At 58.4% G+C, this 17,216-nt stretch carries 16 protein-coding genes and 1 tRNA gene; 11 read left to right on the top strand and 6 right to left on the bottom strand.

All coding sequences use genetic code 11. From position 1 onward, the window contains the following. From tolQ to LRO94_RS22730, 11 genes are all read left to right on the top strand, one after another. A complete protein-coding gene (gene tolQ / locus LRO94_RS22780) occupies positions 1-696 on the top strand; it encodes a protein TolQ (protein WP_032890916.1) in 696 nt (231 codons plus the stop codon). 23 nt (positions 697-719) lie between these two features. After that, entirely contained in the window at positions 720-1,172 is a 453-nt protein-coding gene (gene tolR / locus LRO94_RS22775) for a protein TolR (RefSeq protein WP_160384999.1), read from the top strand. Next, positions 1,172-2,245 carry a cell envelope integrity protein TolA gene (gene tolA / locus LRO94_RS22770; RefSeq protein WP_032890917.1) on the top strand — a complete coding sequence of 358 codons (1,074 nt, stop codon included), beginning with the start codon at positions 1,172-1,174 and terminating at the stop codon, positions 2,243-2,245. The genes tolR and tolA overlap by 1 nt, the downstream gene beginning before the upstream one ends. 17 nt (positions 2,246-2,262) lie before the next feature. Beyond that, on the top strand, positions 2,263-3,543 hold the full coding sequence (tolB, locus tag LRO94_RS22765) for a Tol-Pal system beta propeller repeat protein TolB (protein ID WP_032890919.1): 1,281 nt from the start codon (positions 2,263-2,265) through the stop codon (positions 3,541-3,543). Positions 3,544-3,598: 55 nt separating this feature from the next. Beyond that, positions 3,599-4,099 (top strand): peptidoglycan-associated lipoprotein Pal, encoded by a 501-nt coding sequence (gene pal, locus LRO94_RS22760; protein ID WP_003209827.1) that lies wholly within the window; start codon positions 3,599-3,601, stop codon positions 4,097-4,099. Between the two features lie 6 nt (positions 4,100-4,105). Next, positions 4,106-4,942: a tol-pal system protein YbgF gene (gene ybgF / locus LRO94_RS22755; RefSeq protein WP_233896895.1), complete on the top strand. Its 837-nt coding sequence runs from the start codon at positions 4,106-4,108 to the stop codon at positions 4,940-4,942. A 164-nt stretch (positions 4,943-5,106) separates the two neighbouring features. Beyond that, positions 5,107-5,754 (top strand): 7-carboxy-7-deazaguanine synthase QueE, encoded by a 648-nt coding sequence (queE, locus tag LRO94_RS22750; RefSeq protein WP_095185762.1) that lies wholly within the window; start codon positions 5,107-5,109, stop codon positions 5,752-5,754. A 1-nt stretch (position 5,755) separates the two neighbouring features. Further along, positions 5,756-6,433, top strand: a complete 678-nt coding sequence (queC, locus tag LRO94_RS22745) for a 7-cyano-7-deazaguanine synthase QueC (protein ID WP_122753127.1) — start codon at positions 5,756-5,758, stop codon at positions 6,431-6,433. A 63-nt stretch (positions 6,434-6,496) separates the two neighbouring features. Further along, positions 6,497-6,572, top strand: a tRNA-Lys gene (locus LRO94_RS22740). Positions 6,573-6,762: 190 nt separating this feature from the next. Beyond that, positions 6,763-7,341 (top strand): NAD(P)H-dependent oxidoreductase, encoded by a 579-nt coding sequence (locus LRO94_RS22735; RefSeq protein WP_032890927.1) that lies wholly within the window; start codon positions 6,763-6,765, stop codon positions 7,339-7,341. Between the two features lie 163 nt (positions 7,342-7,504). After that, positions 7,505-7,888: a MerR family transcriptional regulator gene (locus LRO94_RS22730; protein WP_032890929.1), complete on the top strand. Its 384-nt coding sequence runs from the start codon at positions 7,505-7,507 to the stop codon at positions 7,886-7,888. Between the two features lie 102 nt (positions 7,889-7,990). Here LRO94_RS22730 and LRO94_RS22725 read toward each other — a convergent pair whose 3' ends face one another. Genes LRO94_RS22725 through LRO94_RS22700 form a run of 6 tightly spaced genes read right to left on the bottom strand, consistent with a single transcriptional unit; the run spans position 7,991 to position 17,178 of the window. Continuing rightward, positions 7,991-10,600 carry an efflux RND transporter permease subunit gene (locus tag LRO94_RS22725; protein ID WP_179179932.1) on the bottom strand — a complete coding sequence of 870 codons (2,610 nt, stop codon included), beginning with the start codon at positions 10,598-10,600 and terminating at the stop codon, positions 7,991-7,993. A gap of 35 nt (positions 10,601-10,635) precedes the next feature. Continuing rightward, complete coding sequence (locus tag LRO94_RS22720) at positions 10,636-11,466, bottom strand: outer membrane lipoprotein-sorting protein (protein WP_032890933.1); 831 nt, start codon at positions 11,464-11,466, stop codon at positions 10,636-10,638. A gap of 50 nt (positions 11,467-11,516) precedes the next feature. Then, the gene (locus LRO94_RS22715; protein ID WP_233897090.1) at positions 11,517-12,758 is read right to left on the bottom strand and encodes a DUF1302 family protein; all 1,242 of its coding nucleotides are present in this window, start codon (positions 12,756-12,758) and stop codon (positions 11,517-11,519) included. Between the two features lie 44 nt (positions 12,759-12,802). Next, entirely contained in the window at positions 12,803-13,567 is a 765-nt protein-coding gene (locus LRO94_RS22710) for an SDR family NAD(P)-dependent oxidoreductase (protein WP_095185758.1), read from the bottom strand. Then, positions 13,564-14,301, bottom strand: coding sequence for a 3-oxoacyl-ACP reductase family protein (locus LRO94_RS22705; RefSeq protein WP_179179934.1), 738 nt, complete (start codon positions 14,299-14,301; stop codon positions 13,564-13,566). The genes LRO94_RS22710 and LRO94_RS22705 overlap by 4 nt, the downstream gene beginning before the upstream one ends. 9 nt (positions 14,302-14,310) lie before the next feature. Continuing rightward, positions 14,311-17,178, bottom strand: coding sequence for an aminotransferase class III-fold pyridoxal phosphate-dependent enzyme (locus LRO94_RS22700; RefSeq protein WP_179179935.1), 2,868 nt, complete (start codon positions 17,176-17,178; stop codon positions 14,311-14,313). Positions 17,179-17,216 lie beyond the last annotated feature (38 nt).

The following is a 17,216-nucleotide window of genomic DNA, read 5'->3' as shown; positions in this document are numbered from 1 at the left end:
GTGGAACCTACCGTCGTCGACCATTCCTCCATGTGGAGCCTGGTCAGCAATGCCAGTGTTGTGGTTCAACTGGTGATGCTGATCCTGGTAGCCGCATCGGTTACCTCTTGGGTCATGATTTTTCAGCGCAGCAACCTGCTGCGTGCCGGTCGACGTGCCCTGGAGAGCTTTGAAGAGCGCTTCTGGTCGGGTATCGACCTGTCCAAGCTCTACCGCCAGGCCGGCAGCAACCCGGACCCGGATTCGGGTGTGGAGCAAATCTTCCGGGCCGGCTTCAAGGAATTCTCGCGTCTGCGTCAGCAGCCGGGTGTTGATCCGGAAGCAGTGATGGAAGGCGTGGCTCGTGCCATGCGCGTCGCCATCTCCCGTGAAGAAGAGAAGCTGGAGCAGAGCCTGCCGTTTCTCGCCACCGTTGGTTCCGTCAGCCCGTACATCGGCCTGTTCGGTACCGTGTGGGGGATCATGAACTCCTTCCGAGGCCTGGCCCAGGCCCAGCAAGCTACCCTGGCCACAGTGGCCCCAGGTATCGCCGAAGCTCTGATCGCTACCGCGATCGGCCTGTTCGCCGCTATCCCCGCTGTTATCGCCTACAACCGTTTTGCCGCGCGCGGCGAGAACCTGATTGGCCGTTACTACACCTTCGCCGATGAATTCCAGGCGATCCTGCACCGTAAAGTGCACACCAGCGAAGAATAAGCAGGTACTCCCCGATGGCTTTAATCACTCGAGCTCGAACCAAGCGCAAGCCGGTCGCCGAGATGAACGTAGTGCCTTACATCGACGTGATGCTGGTGCTGCTGGTGATCTTCATGGTGACCGCGCCGATGCTCAACCAGGGTGTGAAGGTTGATCTGCCCAAGGTTTCCAGCGAAGCCTTGCCTCAGGACAACAATACCCAGGTCTTGACCATCTCGATCAAGGCTGACAAGACCTATTACTGGAACCTTGGCAGCGAAGTCGACACCCAGAAGCAGCAGGACAAGGCTCTGACCCTGCCGGCGATGACTGATGCTGTGACCAAGATCATTCGCTCCGGCAACGAAGGCGGCAAGCACACCCAGGTCTTCATTCGCGGCGACAAGTCGGTCGACTACGGCTCCGTCATGGGCGCCATGGGCGGGCTGCAGAAGGCCGGCGTCGGTAACGTTGGCTTGATTACCGAGGCGCCCTGATGCAGCAACAGCGAGAGCCGTCCGCCTCGGAAAGCTACTTCTGGCCTAGCGTCTGGGCAATTGCCCTGCACGTCCTGGTGTTTGGCATGTTGTTCGTCAGCTTTGCCATGACCCCGGACTTGCCGCCAGCCAAGCCGATCGTGCAGGCGACCCTGTATCAGCTGAAATCGAAAAGTCAGGCCACCACCCAGACCAATCAGAAGATTGCGGGTGAGGCCCAGAAGTCGGCTGCGCGCCAGACTGAAGTCGAACAGATGGAACAGAAGAAGGTCGAGCAGGAAGCGGTGAAGGCTGCTGCGGAACAAAAGAAAGAAGAGGCGGCTCAAAAGGCCGAGGAATCGAAAAAGGCTGACGAAGCGAAGAAGGCCGACGAGGCGAAAAAGGCTGATGAAGCCAAGAAGTCCGAGAAAGCTGCCGAAGCTAAAAAGGCTGAAGAGAAACAATTGGCTGATATAGCCAAGAAGAAATCTGAAGAAGAAGCGAAAAAAGCTGCCGAAGAAGAGGCCAAGAAAAAGGCCGCTGAAGAGGCCAAGAAAAAGATAGTCGAAGACGCGAAGAAGAAAGCCGCCGAAGACGCCAAGAAAAAAGCTGAAGCAGACGAGGCGAAGAAGAAGATCGCCGACGACGCGAAGAAGAAAGCTGCCGCCGACGCCACCAAGAAAAAGGCCCAGGAAGCAGCGCGTAAATCCGCCGAAGAGAAAAAGGCCCAGGCCTTGGCAGATTTGCTCTCCGACACGCCGCAGCGTCAGCAAGCCTTGGCCGATGAGCGTGGTGATGAAGTCGCGGGCAGTTTCGACGACCTGATTCGGGCACGGGCAGCAGAAGGCTGGACACGTCCACCTTCGGCGCGCAAAGGCATGACAGTAGTGCTGCAGATCGGCATGTTGCCGGACGGTACGGTGACTTCGGTCAGCGTGGCCAAGTCCAGTGGTGATGGTTCGTTCGACAGTTCGGCGGTTGCCGCAGTCAAGAACATTGGCCGGTTGACCGAGATGCAGGGAATGAAACCAAGCGACTTCGCTCCCTATCGTTCATTCAAGATGACATTCACACCTGAGGATCTAGCCTTGTGAGAAACCTTCTTCGAGGAATGCTTGTCGTTATTTGCTGTATGGCAGGGATAGCGGCGGCGGATGAAAAGAACATCCTGGTAACCAGCGGTAGCGACCGGGCCACCCCGATCGCTGTTGTACCGTTCGGTTGGCAGGGCGGCAGTGTGTTGCCGGACGACATGGCCCAGATCGTCAGCGACGACCTGCGCAACTCCGGTTACTACGCGCCGATTCCGAAAGGCAATATGATCAGCCAGCCGAACCAGGCCAGCGAAGTCGTGTTCCGTGACTGGAAAGCCGTTGGCGCCCAGTACCTGATGGTCGGCAACATCGTGCCGGCCGGCGGTCGCCTGCAAATCCAATACACCTTGTTCAACGTGGCCACCGAGCAACAGGTCCTGACCGGCAGCGTTTCGGGCACCACCGAACAACTGCGGGACATGGCCCACTACATCTCGGACCAGTCGTTTGAAAAACTCACCGGTATCAAAGGGGCGTTCTCAACACGCCTGCTTTACGTAACGGCTGAGCGTTTCTCTGTAGATAACACCCGCTACACTCTGCAGCGCTCGGACTACGACGGCGCACGTGCCGTGACGTTGCTGCAATCGCGTGAGCCAATCCTGTCGCCGCGCTTTGCGCCGGACGGCAAGCGCATTGCCTACGTGTCGTTCGAGCAGAAGCGTCCGCGCATTTTCGTCCAGCACATCGATACTGGTCGTCGTGAGCAGATCACCAACTTCGAAGGCCTCAACGGCGCGCCAGCCTGGTCGCCGGATGGTTCGCGCCTGGCATTCGTGCTGTCTAAAGACGGCAACCCGGATATCTACGTGATGAACATGGCTTCGCGCCAGATCAATCGTGTTACCAGTGGCCCGGGTATCAATACTGAACCGTTCTGGGGCAAGGATGGTTCGACCATCTATTTCACCTCTGACCGGGGCGGCAAGCCACAAATCTACAAATCGAGCATTAGTGGTGGCGGCGCGGAACGAGTGACCTTTATTGGTAACTACAACGCTAACCCTAAGCTTTCGGCTGATGAAAAGACGTTGGTGATGATTCACCGTCAGGATGGCTTCACTAATTTCCGGGTTGCGGCCCAGGATTTGCAGCGTGGAACCGTAAAAATCCTCACAGATACCAACCTTGATGAGTCAGCTACTGTTGCGCCCAACGGCACCATGGTAATCTACGCCACCCGCCAGCAGGGCCGGGGAGTCTTGATGCTCGTGTCCATTAATGGACGCGTGAGGCTCCCGCTTCCTACCGCTCAAGGCGAAGTCAGAGAACCGTCCTGGTCCCCTTACCTGAACTGACGCGGCGCTACAAAAAGAAGTACTTAACACACTGGGGTTCATTAGGAGTTTCACGATGGAAATGCTGAAGTTTGGTAAGTTTGCTGCTCTGGCTCTGGCTCTGTCCGTAGCCGTTGGTTGCTCGTCTAAAGGCGGCGACAATGCCGGTGAAGGCGCAGCTGTTGATCCAAACGCTGGTTACGGCGCTAACACTGGTGCAGTTGACGGCTCCCTGAGCGAAGAAGCTGCTCTGCGCGCTATCACCACTTTCTACTTCGAATACGACAGTTCGGACCTGAAACCAGAAGCCATGCGCGCTCTGGACGTTCACGCGAAGGACCTGAAAGCTAACGGCGCTCGCGTTGTTCTGGAAGGTAACACCGACGAACGTGGTACTCGTGAGTACAACATGGCACTGGGCGAGCGTCGTGCGAAAGCCGTTCAGCGCTACCTGGTACTGCAAGGTGTTGCCCCAGGCCAACTGGAACTGGTTTCCTACGGTAAAGAGCGTCCAGTTGCTACTGGCCACGACGAGCAGTCCTGGGCTCAAAACCGTCGCGTCGAACTGCGTAAGTAATTCGTCATGCGAACGTGCCGTCGTGCTCTAACTGTATTGGCTCTCAGCTTCGCACCGCTTGCGGTGTGGGCTGCGGTTCCTGTGGAAGATAGCAACTCTGGCTATAACAATAGCGGGAGCAGCTATCCGCCAGCAGGTTATGGCACGAACGGCGCCTATGCTGGGGGGGCGGCTACGTCCGCCCCTTCGGCACAGGGCGAACTGTTCAACCAGCTGCAACGCATGCAGGATCAATTGGCGCAGCAACAAGGCACCATTGAAGTTCTGCAGAATGAAGTGCGTCAGCTGAAGCAAGAAGGCCTGGAGCGTTACCAGGATCTTGATCGACGCATAGGAGCCGGCGTTACACCTGCCGCTACTCCTGATAATTCTTCTGCCGGTGGCGCGCCAAGCGCCGCTGCCGGTGGTGCAGCAGTAGGGGCCGCGGCCGCGAGCCAAGCCCCTGCCTCCAGCAGTGAACCGGGTGATCCTGCGAAGGAAAAGCTGTATTACGATGCAGCCTTCGACCTGATCAAAGCCAAGGATTTCGATAAGGCCAGCCAGGCGTTTACCGCCTTCCTGCGCAAATACCCAAACAGCCAGTACGCGGGCAACGCCCAGTACTGGTTGGGCGAGGTGAACCTGGCAAAGGGTGATTTGCAGGGGGCGGGCCAGGCATTTGCCAAGGTCAGCCAGCTGTACCCCAAGCACGCCAAGGTGCCGGATTCGCTGTACAAACTCGCTGACGTAGAGCGCCGCCTGGGTCATACCGACAAGGTCAAAGGCATTCTGCAGCAGGTCGTTGCCCAATATCCGGGCACTTCTGCTGCACAGTTGGCTCAACGGGATCTGCAACGCTTGTAAGCGATGCTGTCCGTTTAGAAGAAACCCGCGCCTGGCGCGGGTTTTTTCGTTAGAATCCACGCCCTTTTATGACACCCGCTTCCTGGGGCCTACGCGTTGGCGGGGTTCCTTGAAGTGCCTGACGGAGGCGGACAGCCTGTTTAGCTGTTACGCCCGTGGCGACTATGCAAGACACATTACGCATCACCGAAGTTTTTTACTCGTTACAGGGTGAAACGCGCACCGCCGGCCTGCCCACAGTATTTGTGCGCCTGACCGGCTGCCCGTTACGTTGCCAATACTGTGACAGCGCCTATGCCTTCAGTGGCGGCACCGTTCGGACCCTTGAAGACATTCTGGAGCAGGTTGCTGGCTACCGGCCGCGTTACGTCTGTGTGACAGGCGGCGAGCCCCTGGCTCAGCCCAACGCCATTCCTTTGCTCAAGCAGTTGTGTGATGCCGGTTACGAAGTCTCCCTGGAAACCAGCGGTGCTTTGGATATCTCCGCGGTAGACCCGCGTGTGAGCCGAGTGCTAGACCTCAAAACCCCAGGCTCCAAGGAAGCGCACCGCAACCTTTACGAGAACATCGAACTGCTGACGCCCAACGATCAGGTCAAGTTTGTCATCTGTTCTCGTGAGGATTACGACTGGGCCAACTCCAAGTTGATCCAGTACGGCCTCGAACGCCGTGCCGGTGAAGTGCTGTTCTCCCCCAGCCACCATGACCTGAACGCACGCGATCTGGCCGACTGGGTGGTTGCCGATAACTTGCCCGTACGCCTGCAATTGCAGCTGCATAAATACCTGTGGAACGACGAGCCGGGGCGCTGAGATGACTGATCAAAAGCGCGCAGTCATTCTGCTATCCGGTGGTCTCGACTCCGCCACATTGGTGGCCATGGTGCGAGCGCAAGGCTATAGCTGTTACACCATGAGCTTCGATTATGGCCAGCGTCACCGCGCCGAGTTGAACGCGGCTGCGTGCGTCGCCCGCGACCTCGGTGTGATCGAGCACAAGGTGGTTGGCCTGAATCTAGGCGGGATGGGTGGTTCGGCGTTGACCGACAGCACCATCGACCTGCCAGAAGCACCCTCGGAAGGCATCCCGGTCACTTACGTACCGGCACGCAACACAGTGTTCCTGTCCCTGGCCCTTGGCTGGGCCGAAGTGCTTAACGCCCGCGACATCTTTATCGGCGTCAATGCGCTGGATTATTCCGGTTACCCGGACTGCCGTCCGGAGTTCGTCGAATCCTTTGAGCGCATGGCCAACCTGGCGACCAAGGCCGGCGTAGAAGGGCAGGGGTTTCGTATTCAGGCGCCGCTGCAAAACATGAGCAAGGCCGATATCGTGAAGGCTGGCGTAGGACTTGGCGTCGATTACGCGCTGACTGTTTCCTGCTATCAGGCAGACGAAGGCGGTAGTGCCTGTGGGAAATGTGACAGCTGCCGGCTGCGTGCAGAGGGCTTCAAAATGGCCGGAATTACGGACCCAACGCGTTATTTCTGATTTATTTCAAATAAGGTGTTGAATAATCCTTAGAAATCAGTATTATACGCGCCACCACACAGCGGGTCGTTAGCTCAGTTGGTAGAGCAGTTGGCTTTTAACCAATTGGTCGTAGGTTCGAATCCCACACGACCCACCATTTTTGGCGGTTTAGAAAATCCGGAAGGCCCACGTAAGTGAGGATTTCCGGGTTTTTTTTTGCCTGCGATTTGGAGCTTACCTGCCGGTGCGCAATGCACCAGGCTATACCAGCATTTGGCAAACCTCCCTGTTGACTCTCCCGTTACGGGCACACCCTATTCTGAACGCTCAACTTTCAGGATGAAGTGATGATGAGTAAGCGAGTTCTGGTGATTTTGGGGCATCCCTCAACCGACAGTTTCTGTGGAGCACTGACCGACACTTATGTGGAGGCGGCTACACGTGCGGGGCATGAGGTGCGTCTGTTACGGCTGGATGCGCTGCGCTTCGATCCCGTGCTGCACGATGGCTACAAGCAGGTTCAGCTCTTGGAGCCTGATCTGCTCAAGGCGCAGGCTGATATCACATGGGCTGAGCACCTGGCGTTTGTGTATCCAATCTGGTGGGGAGGGATTCCGGCCTTGATGAAAGGCTTTTTCGATCGGATATTCCTTCCCGGTTTCGCCTTCAAGTACCGCGAAGGCAAAGCCTTTCCCGACAAGCTCTTGAAGGGGCGCACCGCTCACCTGCTGGTCACGATGGATACCCCGCCGTGGTACTACAAATGGTTCTATCGCATGCCGGGGCTGCACCAGATGCGCAAGACCACGTTGGAGTTCTGCGGCATCAAACCGTTGAAGACCCTCACGTTCGGGCCGATCCTCGGTTCCGGCGATTCCCAGCGACAAGCCTGGCTCAAGCAAGCTCAGGAGATCGCTGCTCGTTGACACACCGCTGTACAGCATCGCCTTGCAACAGGCGATGCCTGCTTCATCTCTGCCACTGCATAGCCTTTTGACACTGTCGGGTTTCAGACGCCGCACACATGTGTGAAGATGCGGCGCGCCAAAGTGCGCACCCCCCGTCTGTGCCATAAAAAAGGACTTTTACATGTATATCGGCAAAGCAGCCCAGCTGTCGGGCACGACAGTCAAGACCATCCGCCACTATGAAGACATTGGTTTGCTGCCACCGCCTGCGCGCGAAGGTAAGTACCGGGTCTATAGCCAGCAAAGCGTTGAACTGCTGACGTTCATCAAATGCGCGCAGCAGCTGGGCTTCAAACTCAAGGAAATGCAGGCGATCCTTCAGGATCACCGCGGCCAGGAGCTGCCGTGGGATTTGGCCAACCAGGCCATTGCGGATAAAAAGCTGGAACTGAAGACTCAGATCGAAGGGTTGCAAAGCATCTACGACGGCCTTGAACAGTTCGAAAGCAGCCTCAAGGACGCCCAGTACCAATGCCAGTTTGAACATCTGTCCAAAACGGCCTGAACGAACGTGCTGCACAATCTCATGAAGCGGTGTGTGCGCTTCGCAAACGCCGGCAATCCGTGGGTGCTCAATGGATATGGCCGGCGTCGTCCTCTTCAGCGTCTATCCCAAAGCGCCCTGGCGTTCTGGGTGTTCGCGTTCATCTCCCCGTTGCTCGGGCACAATGGCTGCGAAGAACCACGGAGATATCAGCGTTACTAACAAAATGGTCATCACACCGCTGGAGAACAGAGCCAGCGCGACCAGCGTGCCCAAGTCAATGACCGGCTTGTAGGCGGAAAACAGCAGGGCCAGGAAACCTACGGAGAAAATCACCACGTTGACCACCGTCGAACGCCCGACACTGTGCATCGCCGTCAAAATCGCCTCGTCCACGTGGATACCTTCCTGGACCAGCAACTTGATACGCGACAGCAGGTGCACCGCGTAATCCACCACGCCCACTACAAGGAACGTTACCAGTGTCGTGCCAATGTTCAGCTCAATGTTCAGCAGGTACATAAAGCCGTACACCGTCACCGAGGTGGTCAGCAGCGTCAGCATGCCCAGAATCCCCAGCCGAACGGATTTCAACCAGAACATCATCATCAGCGTGACCACCAGCAGCGCGAGCGAGAAGCTCAGGACTTGGCCCTGGGTGATCTCCGCCAGGATGCCGGTCCAGATTTTCGGCGTACCGGCATGGGTCACCTGCAGGTTGGCCGGCTTGTTCACCAACAGCCAGGCGTCCAGGCGATCAAGCATGTCTTTGTAGTCGCTGGCCACCGAAGAGGTCATGGTGTAGAGCGTCAAGGCCTTGGAGTAGTCGGCATTGAGCACGTTCTGCAAGTCTGAGCCGCCGCCGTTCTCGAACATCATGATGTGTTGCTCGATCAGCGAGTTTCCGTCGACTTCAAAGGTTTCCGCCTGCCCCTCATCGTTGAGCGACGTCACCTGCTCCACGGCCTGCGGTACTCGCAGGTATTCGGGGGTCATGTCATTGAGCACAAGGTTCATGCGCTTGACGTAGGCCGCCACCGAATAGGTATAGCTGACGTTGGGCTGGGACTTGAGAAAGTGGTCGAGTTTGTCGAGGAACTGCACGGTCTCAGTGGTCAGCGCGCCACGCGGAGTCTTGGTATCGAACGCAATCCAGCCAGGTGAAGTGCCCGCGATCCGTGAGCGGTTGATGAACTCATCGGAAACACGCACCGGGCTGTCTTTCTTGAAGTAAGCGATGCCCGAGTCTTCGATATCGACCATGAAGGTAAACACCGTCATCAGCGCCAACATCGGCAAGCTGACCAACAGCACCGGTTTGCGCCAGCGGATCAGGCGGGCACAAAAAGCCACCAGGTAGCGCGAGATAATCGACTCTTTGTGTACGGTTTTACGCAACGGCTGGTCTTTACCCCAGATGGAAATCCACGCCGGAATCAACAGCAGCGAGATGATCAGCGCGGCCGTCAGCCCGATGGACATGAATACCCCGAAATTGCGGATGCTGACGATGTTGTTGGTGGTGGAGATCATGAACGTGGCGATGGTGGTCACGGTGGTCAACACGACCGGGACCACCATGCGGCGCATAGTCTCGCGGTTGGCCTCGCGGTACGTCTTGCCCGCATTGAGTTGCTCATAGTACTCAGCCATCACGTGTATCGCGTCGGCACAGCAGATCGTGAACAAAAATACCGGCAGCACACTGGTAAGCAGGTCGATGGGCACCTTCAACAACGCCATCAGCCCCAGCGTCCAGATCGTGCAGAAGAGGATATTGAACAGCGGCAGGAACACGCCCAAGGGCTTGCGGAAAAAGAACACCAGCATGGAGGTCACGAGCAGGAACACGATCGGAAACAGCAGCGCCAGGTCGTGATCGATGATCTCTTGTTGGGCGGCGATGAAGATCGGGGTTCCGGCGATGAACACTTCATCGGTGAACTGCGGATGTTTGCTCTGATAGTCAGCGACGATCTGGCGAACCTGTTGGTAAGCCCGCAGTTGCGCCTGAGCATCGTCTTGCTTGGTGCCTAACTCGGCCACCACCACCGCGACTTTCCTGTCAGGGGAAACCACTCCACCGACCATTTGCTCATTGCCCATGATCTGGGCTTCGACGAGTTGCGGGTCCATGTCCAAGGCGTGCAGTGTCTTGTGAATCCACAGTTCGCCGTCGGCGCTCAGGCTGATGTTTTCCAGGTCCGCCATCGAGGCCATTTCCTGGATCGGATTGATCCGTTCTGCCAGGAAGGCTAGAAACTGCTGATCGCGTTCCTCCCAGCCCTGGCTGCGGGCGTGATCGCGCAGGGCCTTGGCTTGGGCGTAATCGTTCTGGCTGAACCCATCGCCGAGGATATCGCTGGCCAACAGTTGGGCGCGACTGTCGCTTTCGTGTTTGCCGACAATGCGGCGCAACTCGACCTCATCGTCGGCATTGGCCAGCATCAGCCGGCGAAGGGCCTGGGAGATTTCGAACTGGGCGTTAAGCGACTGAGTGTTAAACACACTGTGCGCATTACTCTGGGCCACCATGACCGAGTCATAGGTGCCGGTGAACTCGTGTTGCAGTTCAATAATGGTTTTTCGCGCTGGATGGCTTTCCTTGAGCAAATAGGGATTGGTGTCCGACATCAGCGAGCCGAGGGCGTAGGTGAAGTAGGCCGTGATCGCCACCAGCACAAATACAATCGTGCGCGCATAGCGCTCAACGAAGTTCAGGTATCGTTCCATAGTTCAATCGGTTCCACGAAAGGCAGGCGCAGTATTCAGCGAGCGGAGACGGCAAATTCAGGCAGGTCGCCAGTTTTGAGGCCGCGTTTGATCGCGGTCTGGTTGAACAGCCAGTCGTCCAGTTCGACGTTGTACTGCAACTGGTTGAACTTCAGTTGGGAGCGCGTGCCGGCGATGAAGTCTTCGGTTTCGCTGAGGGTGATGCTGTCGATTTGATCGACTGTCTCGACTTTCAGCGTCCGCATCTGCTTGAACATCACGCCTTTGACGTCGAAGAAATCCTGACGCATGACCAGCCTGTTCTGCTTGTCGATCCAGACCTTGAGTTGGTTGTAGCCGGTTTTGGCCAGGATCTGCGCAGACACCGGCGTGCGCTCGATGACGTAGCATTCACGCCCGTTGATGGTCTCTTCGCCTACCAGTGTCTGGCTGTAGTCATCGGCCCGGATCTTGTCCAAATCCGCGTAGGAGTAATCACTGCCCATGAATGCGCCACGCTTGTCGGTGGTCGAGATCCGGCGGGTTTGCCGGCTGACCGGCAGGTACATCCATTGGCTGTCCTCGGCACTCAGGGCTTCGTGGGGGTTTTCGATGTGGAATGCGACATTGCGGACATCGTTGGGGGCCGAGAAGTACATGGTGAACTTGTCACTGTCCGGGTAATCCTTTTGCAGGTAGCTGAACTCGCGCACCCGGCTGTTGCCTTGCTTGTCCAGCAGGATCAGCGAAACCTGCGACATGAAGCTCTTGCCGTCATTGCGGTCACGGGCCTGACGAATGATTTCGTCGGCGTTCGGGGCGGCCAGTGCCCCCATGCTGGTGAGCATCAGGAGGCTGGCGGTCAGGACCTTGAGGGGCGGCAACATAGAAATTTCCTTTTCTTGAAGTGGTTTTTTTATTGAGGTCGGAACGGGGCTCAGAACAGATAACCCGCCGACACACGCAGTTGGTCGCGCTGGCTGTATTGGCCAAACGTGCGGTCTTCTTTGCCAAAAAACACATCCACCTCCAGCCCCAGCTTCAGCCAGTCCACGGGGGTGTACGTGAAGATGCCTTGCAGCAAGGCGTCGTCCTTGGCGGGAGGGGACATCGCCAGTACCAGGCGGGATTTGAGGCGGTCACGCAGGTGGGTGCCTTCGGCGGACAGCGTGAACAGCGGCTCGCGTTTGTCCTGCACCATGCCCTGCTGCCAGTCGAGCAATTGCTGCTCCTGCCATTGCACGGAGATCAGCCAGTTGCGCAGCAGGTAGTCCACGCCCAGCAAGGACTTGACCATCGGGCTCTGGCTGCTGCCGTGGTTACGGTACGGATTGGTGACGTGCCAGCGGTCGAAGTAGGCCACCTCACTGCGCACCACGATGCTGTGGCCGGCGTCGATCGCCAGGCCGGCACCGCCCATGCTGTAGCGGGGGAACTGGCGCTCCAGAACCACGCGCTGATCGTCAGCGATACCTTCGACGGCATACACCGGGTCTTGCTGGCGGGCGTTGAGGGCGACAAAGCTGGCGTCCACCGAACCGATCCTGCCGTTGGCGCTCATGCCATAGGAGAACCCCTTTTGCCCGCTATAGTCCGGCTTTGAACCGACCAGGAACAGGTTCGGGTCCGGTACTGCGAACAACGGAGCGTCGAATTCGCTGCCTTGGGCCGGCGCCTGGTTTTTCAGGAAGTCGGTTATCCACAAGGCTTCTACTTCCCACTCGCCCACGGGTTGGGTCAAACGCACCATCGGCACCGCGATGCGGCTGTCTTCAAGCAAGGCCGTCACGCCTTCGCGGTAATCGATAGGGTTGATCTGGTCCAGCACCCGCAACTCATCGGCGCGGCCCCAGACGACTTGCTGCCAACCCACGGTGACCTCACCGTCACCCAGGTAATGGCCCCAATACAGATGCCGCCAGTCGGCACTGAAACGGTAGTCATCCCGTGCCTCCTGGCTATAAGGGTTATGCCCGTCATAGCGCGCGTCGTAGCGTACCCGGCCCTTGGCCTTGTAGTAGCCGCTGTCCCAGTTGTCTTCCAGGTTGGCCTTGAAATACACCGCTTTCTGCGTGACCGGATCATCCCCGTGCAAGCGCAGGGCACTGGCCAATCCCACTTCCGCGTCGGCATGGGTCGGCAGCAAGTCCGCACCCGCCAGGCGTGGCGCCAGCGACATCAGGCCAAGCAACAGGCTGCGTGTGAGCAATGCTGTGTTCATGGCTACATCCCCAACCCGGCGCCGCCGTCGATCATCAGGCTCTGGGCCGTGACGCCGGAGGCCTCCGGGCTGACCAGGTAACGCACCATGGCGGCGACTTCATCAGCCTGGATAAAACGGCGCAACGGCAGCTTTTTCTTGGCATTGCGCAGGATCTGCTCCTGACTGATTCCGGCAATACTGGCTTGAGTCGCCAATTCGCCTTGAAGCATTGGCGTATCAATCCAGGCTGGCAAAATCGCGTTCACGGTAATCCGGCGCGGTGCCAGGTCCAGCGCCAGTGCCTTTGTCATGCCGATAATGCCGTGCTTGGAGGCGCAGTAAGCGGTGTTGCGGACCTTGCCGATGCGGCCCAGGATCGACGACAAATTGATGATTCGCCCTCGGTCCGCCAGCAGTGGCAGGCACAGCGAAGTGACATAAAAGGTGCCGTTCAGATTGACCGAAATCACCTTGTGCCAGTTGTCCAAGTCCTCCGGTTCGTTCTCGTTGCAGACACCGGCGCTGTTGACCAGGACATCGATGTAACCGAGGCGCACCGACAGGTCGTTGAATAACGCTTGCACGCTCGCAAGGTCGGCGATATCGACGCCATGGGTTTCGATGCTTGCGGCAAATGCCCCGTTGCCGACCCAGCTTTGTAGCTGGGCCAGGTCACGGTCCACCAGGATCAGGCGATGGGCCTCGTCGGTGGCGAAGTGTTCCGCAACTGCGCGGCCAATGCCGTTGGCGGCACCGGAAATTAAAAAAGTTCGAGATGCGCTCATGGCATTTTCAACCCGCCATTGACCGACAACACTTCGCCGGTCACATAGGTGGTGCGGTCGGCCAGGTACAGCACGGCCTCGGCGATATCCCCTGGCACGGCAAAGCGCTTGATCAGCAGACGCGACTGGACCTCCTGCTCGTGGGTTTCGAGCAAGGCGGCGGTCATGTCGGTGCTGACGATCCCCGGCGCCACCGCGTTGACGCGGATATTGCGCGGCGCCAACTCGACCGCCAGGGCACGTGTCAGCGCCTCCACACCTCCCTTGGCGGCGGCGTAGCTGCTTTGGCCTTTGCCGGGCTTTTGCGCCGCCACCGAACTCAGGTTGATGATGCAGCCTTGACGCTGGCGCATCATGCCGGGCACCACCTGTTGGCAGCAGAGCAGTGTGCCGATCAGGTTGGTCTGGATCACCTCACTGATGGCCTCGACCGAGAGCGTTGCCAGCAAACCATCCCGAGTAATCCCGGCGTTGTTGACCAGCAGGTCGATGCGTTCGAAGTGTTGTTCAACCTGTTCGAAAAACGCCTTGATGCTGTGCGCATCGCTGATGTCGCACTGCGCGGTAAGGCATTCGCCGCCCATCTTTTCGACTTCATCGCGCACCGCCAGGGCCGCCGCTTCGTCACGCACGTAGTTGAATGCAACCCGGTAGCCGGCCTCGGCCAGTGCCAGGACAACCGCTTTGCCGATGCCGCGACTGCCTCCGGTGACTACCGCTGTTTTAGTGGTCATGGCCGTTCCTTAGAGTGAGTTGTGGGTCTTGAACTGCGCCAGGCCAAAGCCATGGATCGCCGCCAACGCACGAATCTGCTGCACTTGTTCGCGGCTGATGTCGCCGTAGGAGTAATGCTGGGTAATTCCCGCAAGCCCCATCAGCACCGACTCGGCCATGCAGGCATACAACTGGCCCTGTTTCAGGTAGGCCCGCACATTCGGCGCGAGCCCGTCGTCGAACGGCGTCTGGACAATGCCACCGTGCATGTACAGCACGTCGCTGCGCTGGGTGCCGATCGCTTGGTCAACGTTCAGCGGCACGGCGATGTCGCAGATCACGCTGTGTTCGGCGAAATGCCCAGCGTCGAGAAACGGCTGCGCTGCGTTTGCCGCACACAGCACGATGCGTGCGCGCTTGAGTGCTTGCAGGTCATCGGTGACGGTAATGAAGGCGTTGGCCCCCACGCGTTCTTGCACCAGGCGCGAGACCTGCAGGCCCAACTGCGAGCTGCTGCCGAAGTCCTTTAGCAGCGCGTGAATGCCGTCGATGTCGAGCAGGCGCTGCGCCAGCAAGTCGTCGCTGGCCGTGCCCTTGAGAATCGAGCGGGCCGCGTCGGCGTAAATCAGATGGGCGGTTTTTTCCAGACGGAGCAGCGAGCCATCGCGGCCGCTGCCAATCAGGATCACGTGGTCGACAGCGGCTGACAGCAGCGACGCATAGGTCGACGCCACGTTACCGGCCGCGCCGACCACGGCTGCCGTTTGTGCATGCAACTCAAGCCCCTGTTGTTTGCAGCCTTGCTCGATGGCCTCAAGGCCCATGCCGATGGTCAAGGCGTTACCGGACGTCAGCGCCATGTCCGGAATTTTCAGGGCCTGGCAGTTGTTGGTCACGATGGAGGTGTACATCCCCAACCCGGCAACGCGGTAGCCATCGGCGCGTGCGTCCAGGATGCGATTGCCGACTTCTTTGCGAATCACATCGAGATCGCCGCTGATGATGTAGTCCGCCATGGCGTTGGAGTCCATGCACAGTGGGTACAACGTGAACTCCACGGCCATGCCCAGCTTCGAGCGGATCACCACCGGGCCCACGGGCGCCGCCCGGCGTTCCGGTGCGGTGCGTTGCATGAACACACATTTTTGTTCGGTGCTCAGTTGGCCGAGTGAGGGATCGACATCACCGAGGATGTCGGCATCGATCAAGTGATTGATAAAGGCCACGCGGGCGACGATGGGGGTGTCCTGCGGGGCGTTGGGCAGGGCGTTGACCTGGAAGCCGGTGTCGCGCGGCGCGACCGCCGGGATCAGGTCATTGCAAATGGTAGCGGCCAACGGGAACGCATCTCCGCGTTCCAGCATGTCGCAGACCTTTTGCAGGGCTTTGATCAGCCCGTCGATCTCGGCGAATGTGATGCAGGCGGGCGGCTCCAGGCGGATCACATTGGAGTTGCTGCCCGAAGGCGCCACGCGCAGGGCTTCAAACTGCAAGAGGTAGCCGGCAATCAGGTAACCCAAGGCGTCGTTGTACTGGGCTGAAGCCTGCACCAGCGAGCTGTTGGTGCTTTGGTCATGCAGCTCAAAGCCCAGCAACAGGCCGCGGCCCCGCACATCGGCGATCACCCCTGGGTAGGCCGCCTTGAGCTCAAGCAGTGAGGCCTTTAGGTATTCGCCCTTGGTGTGCACGTCCTTGAGCATCGCTTGGTCATCGGCAAACAGACGATTGAGTGCCGAGAGGGCGATGTGGCAGGAGGCATCGTCTTCGGCGAAGGTCGAGCTGTGGATATAGCTGAAGTCTTTTTCATAGTGGCTGCTGCGAATCACGGTGGCCGCGATCTTCATCAGGCCACCGCCCAGCGCTTTGGACAGGCAGTAGTAATCGCCTTGCAGATTGAAATGACTGCTGGCCAGGAAGGTGCCGGTCCGTCCGAAGCCCGACTGCACTTCGTCGATAATCAGCGGGCACTGCTGCTCGTTACACAGGCGACGCAACGCCCGGTAAAAATCAGTCGAGAATTCGATGATGCCGCCTTCGCCCTGGATCGGCTCCATCAGTACGGCGGTGATCGCGCTGAACGCATCGCGCTTGACCAGCAGTTGATCCCCGCTCCATTGCAGGCTCAGCCAATGTCGGGTGTGGCGCGCGGGCAGCTCCTGGAGTTGATGGGGTTGCTGGGGGTCAATGAACTCCACGTTCAGGCCGAACCGCGCGAACGGCTGGCGATACTGGCGGCCGTACGTCAGTTGCACAGTGTTGACCAGCTTGCCGTGAAAACTGCCGCGCAAAGCGACAAAGACCGGCTCGACATGTAATTCGGCGAGGTTGTGCTGGCGCACCGCTTCAACCACCTGGCGCACCGTGGCCGTGTTCAGGTGCGCGGGCAGCAGGCCTGCCGGCAAGTCGAGGTCAGCGACATCCACTTCGCGGTAGGCGCGGTCGCTGGAGGTCAATTGGGCCAGGGTGAAGTCGAGTTCGTCGAACTGGCGTTGCAGGTTTTTCTGACGACGAAACTCGGCATGTTTGACGGCAATTTCGACCGCTTCTGCACCACTGTTAGAAAAGGTCGAAATGTATTGTTCGTTGTTCTTCAGCTCGCGATTGAAGGCTTCGCTCAACGCGCGCGCTAGGGCTCCGGCCGTGCCGCGGATCGACATCTGGGCGTTAAAGGGCACGTCATTGCGCAACAGTGTGCAGAGCTGTTCGACAAACTGCGGGTCGTTGTGACCAAACAACGCCGCGCCATAGCCACCGAGAAAATCCGTCACGGTGACCTCGTCACCCTTGCGGTTGCGGTAGAACAATTGACTGCCCAGTGCGCGTTTGAACTCACACTCAAGCCCCAGGGCCTGGAGCAGATCTACAAACTTTGGGCGAACAAAATCACGGTAATCCATCACATCCATGTCCTATAAAAGAGGAGGGTGTTGTACAA

This window comes from Pseudomonas sivasensis (genome assembly GCF_021391435.1).
Classification (GTDB): Bacteria; Pseudomonadota; Gammaproteobacteria; order Pseudomonadales; family Pseudomonadaceae; genus Aquipseudomonas; species Aquipseudomonas sivasensis.
Note: the sequence above shows the minus strand (reverse complement) of the source record. Positions and strands in the feature narration are given on the sequence as shown.

What these genes read in the sequence shown, in the direction of transcription:
- queE (WP_095185762.1), top strand. Translation starts at nt 5,107, where the DNA reads ATGCAAGACACATTACGCATCACCGAAGTTTTTTACTCGTTACAGGGT.
- tolA (WP_032890917.1), top strand. Translation starts at nt 1,172, where the DNA reads ATGCAGCAACAGCGAGAGCCGTCCGCCTCGGAAAGCTACTTCTGGCCT.
- LRO94_RS22735 (WP_032890927.1), top strand. Translation starts at nt 6,763, where the DNA reads ATGATGAGTAAGCGAGTTCTGGTGATTTTGGGGCATCCCTCAACCGAC.
- LRO94_RS22715 (WP_233897090.1), bottom strand. Translation starts at nt 12,758, where the DNA reads ATGTCGCTGGCGCCACGCCTGGCGGGTGCGGACTTGCTGCCGACCCAT.
- tolB (WP_032890919.1), top strand. Translation starts at nt 2,263, where the DNA reads ATGCTTGTCGTTATTTGCTGTATGGCAGGGATAGCGGCGGCGGATGAA.
- LRO94_RS22700 (WP_179179935.1), bottom strand. Translation starts at nt 17,178, where the DNA reads ATGGATTACCGTGATTTTGTTCGCCCAAAGTTTGTAGATCTGCTCCAG.
- LRO94_RS22710 (WP_095185758.1), bottom strand. Translation starts at nt 13,567, where the DNA reads ATGAGCGCATCTCGAACTTTTTTAATTTCCGGTGCCGCCAACGGCATT.
- queC (WP_122753127.1), top strand. Translation starts at nt 5,756, where the DNA reads ATGACTGATCAAAAGCGCGCAGTCATTCTGCTATCCGGTGGTCTCGAC.
- LRO94_RS22725 (WP_179179932.1), bottom strand. Translation starts at nt 10,600, where the DNA reads ATGGAACGATACCTGAACTTCGTTGAGCGCTATGCGCGCACGATTGTA.
- pal (WP_003209827.1), top strand. Translation starts at nt 3,599, where the DNA reads ATGGAAATGCTGAAGTTTGGTAAGTTTGCTGCTCTGGCTCTGGCTCTG.
- LRO94_RS22705 (WP_179179934.1), bottom strand. Translation starts at nt 14,301, where the DNA reads ATGACCACTAAAACAGCGGTAGTCACCGGAGGCAGTCGCGGCATCGGC.
- LRO94_RS22730 (WP_032890929.1), top strand. Translation starts at nt 7,505, where the DNA reads ATGTATATCGGCAAAGCAGCCCAGCTGTCGGGCACGACAGTCAAGACC.
- ybgF (WP_233896895.1), top strand. Translation starts at nt 4,106, where the DNA reads ATGCGAACGTGCCGTCGTGCTCTAACTGTATTGGCTCTCAGCTTCGCA.
- LRO94_RS22720 (WP_032890933.1), bottom strand. Translation starts at nt 11,466, where the DNA reads ATGTTGCCGCCCCTCAAGGTCCTGACCGCCAGCCTCCTGATGCTCACC.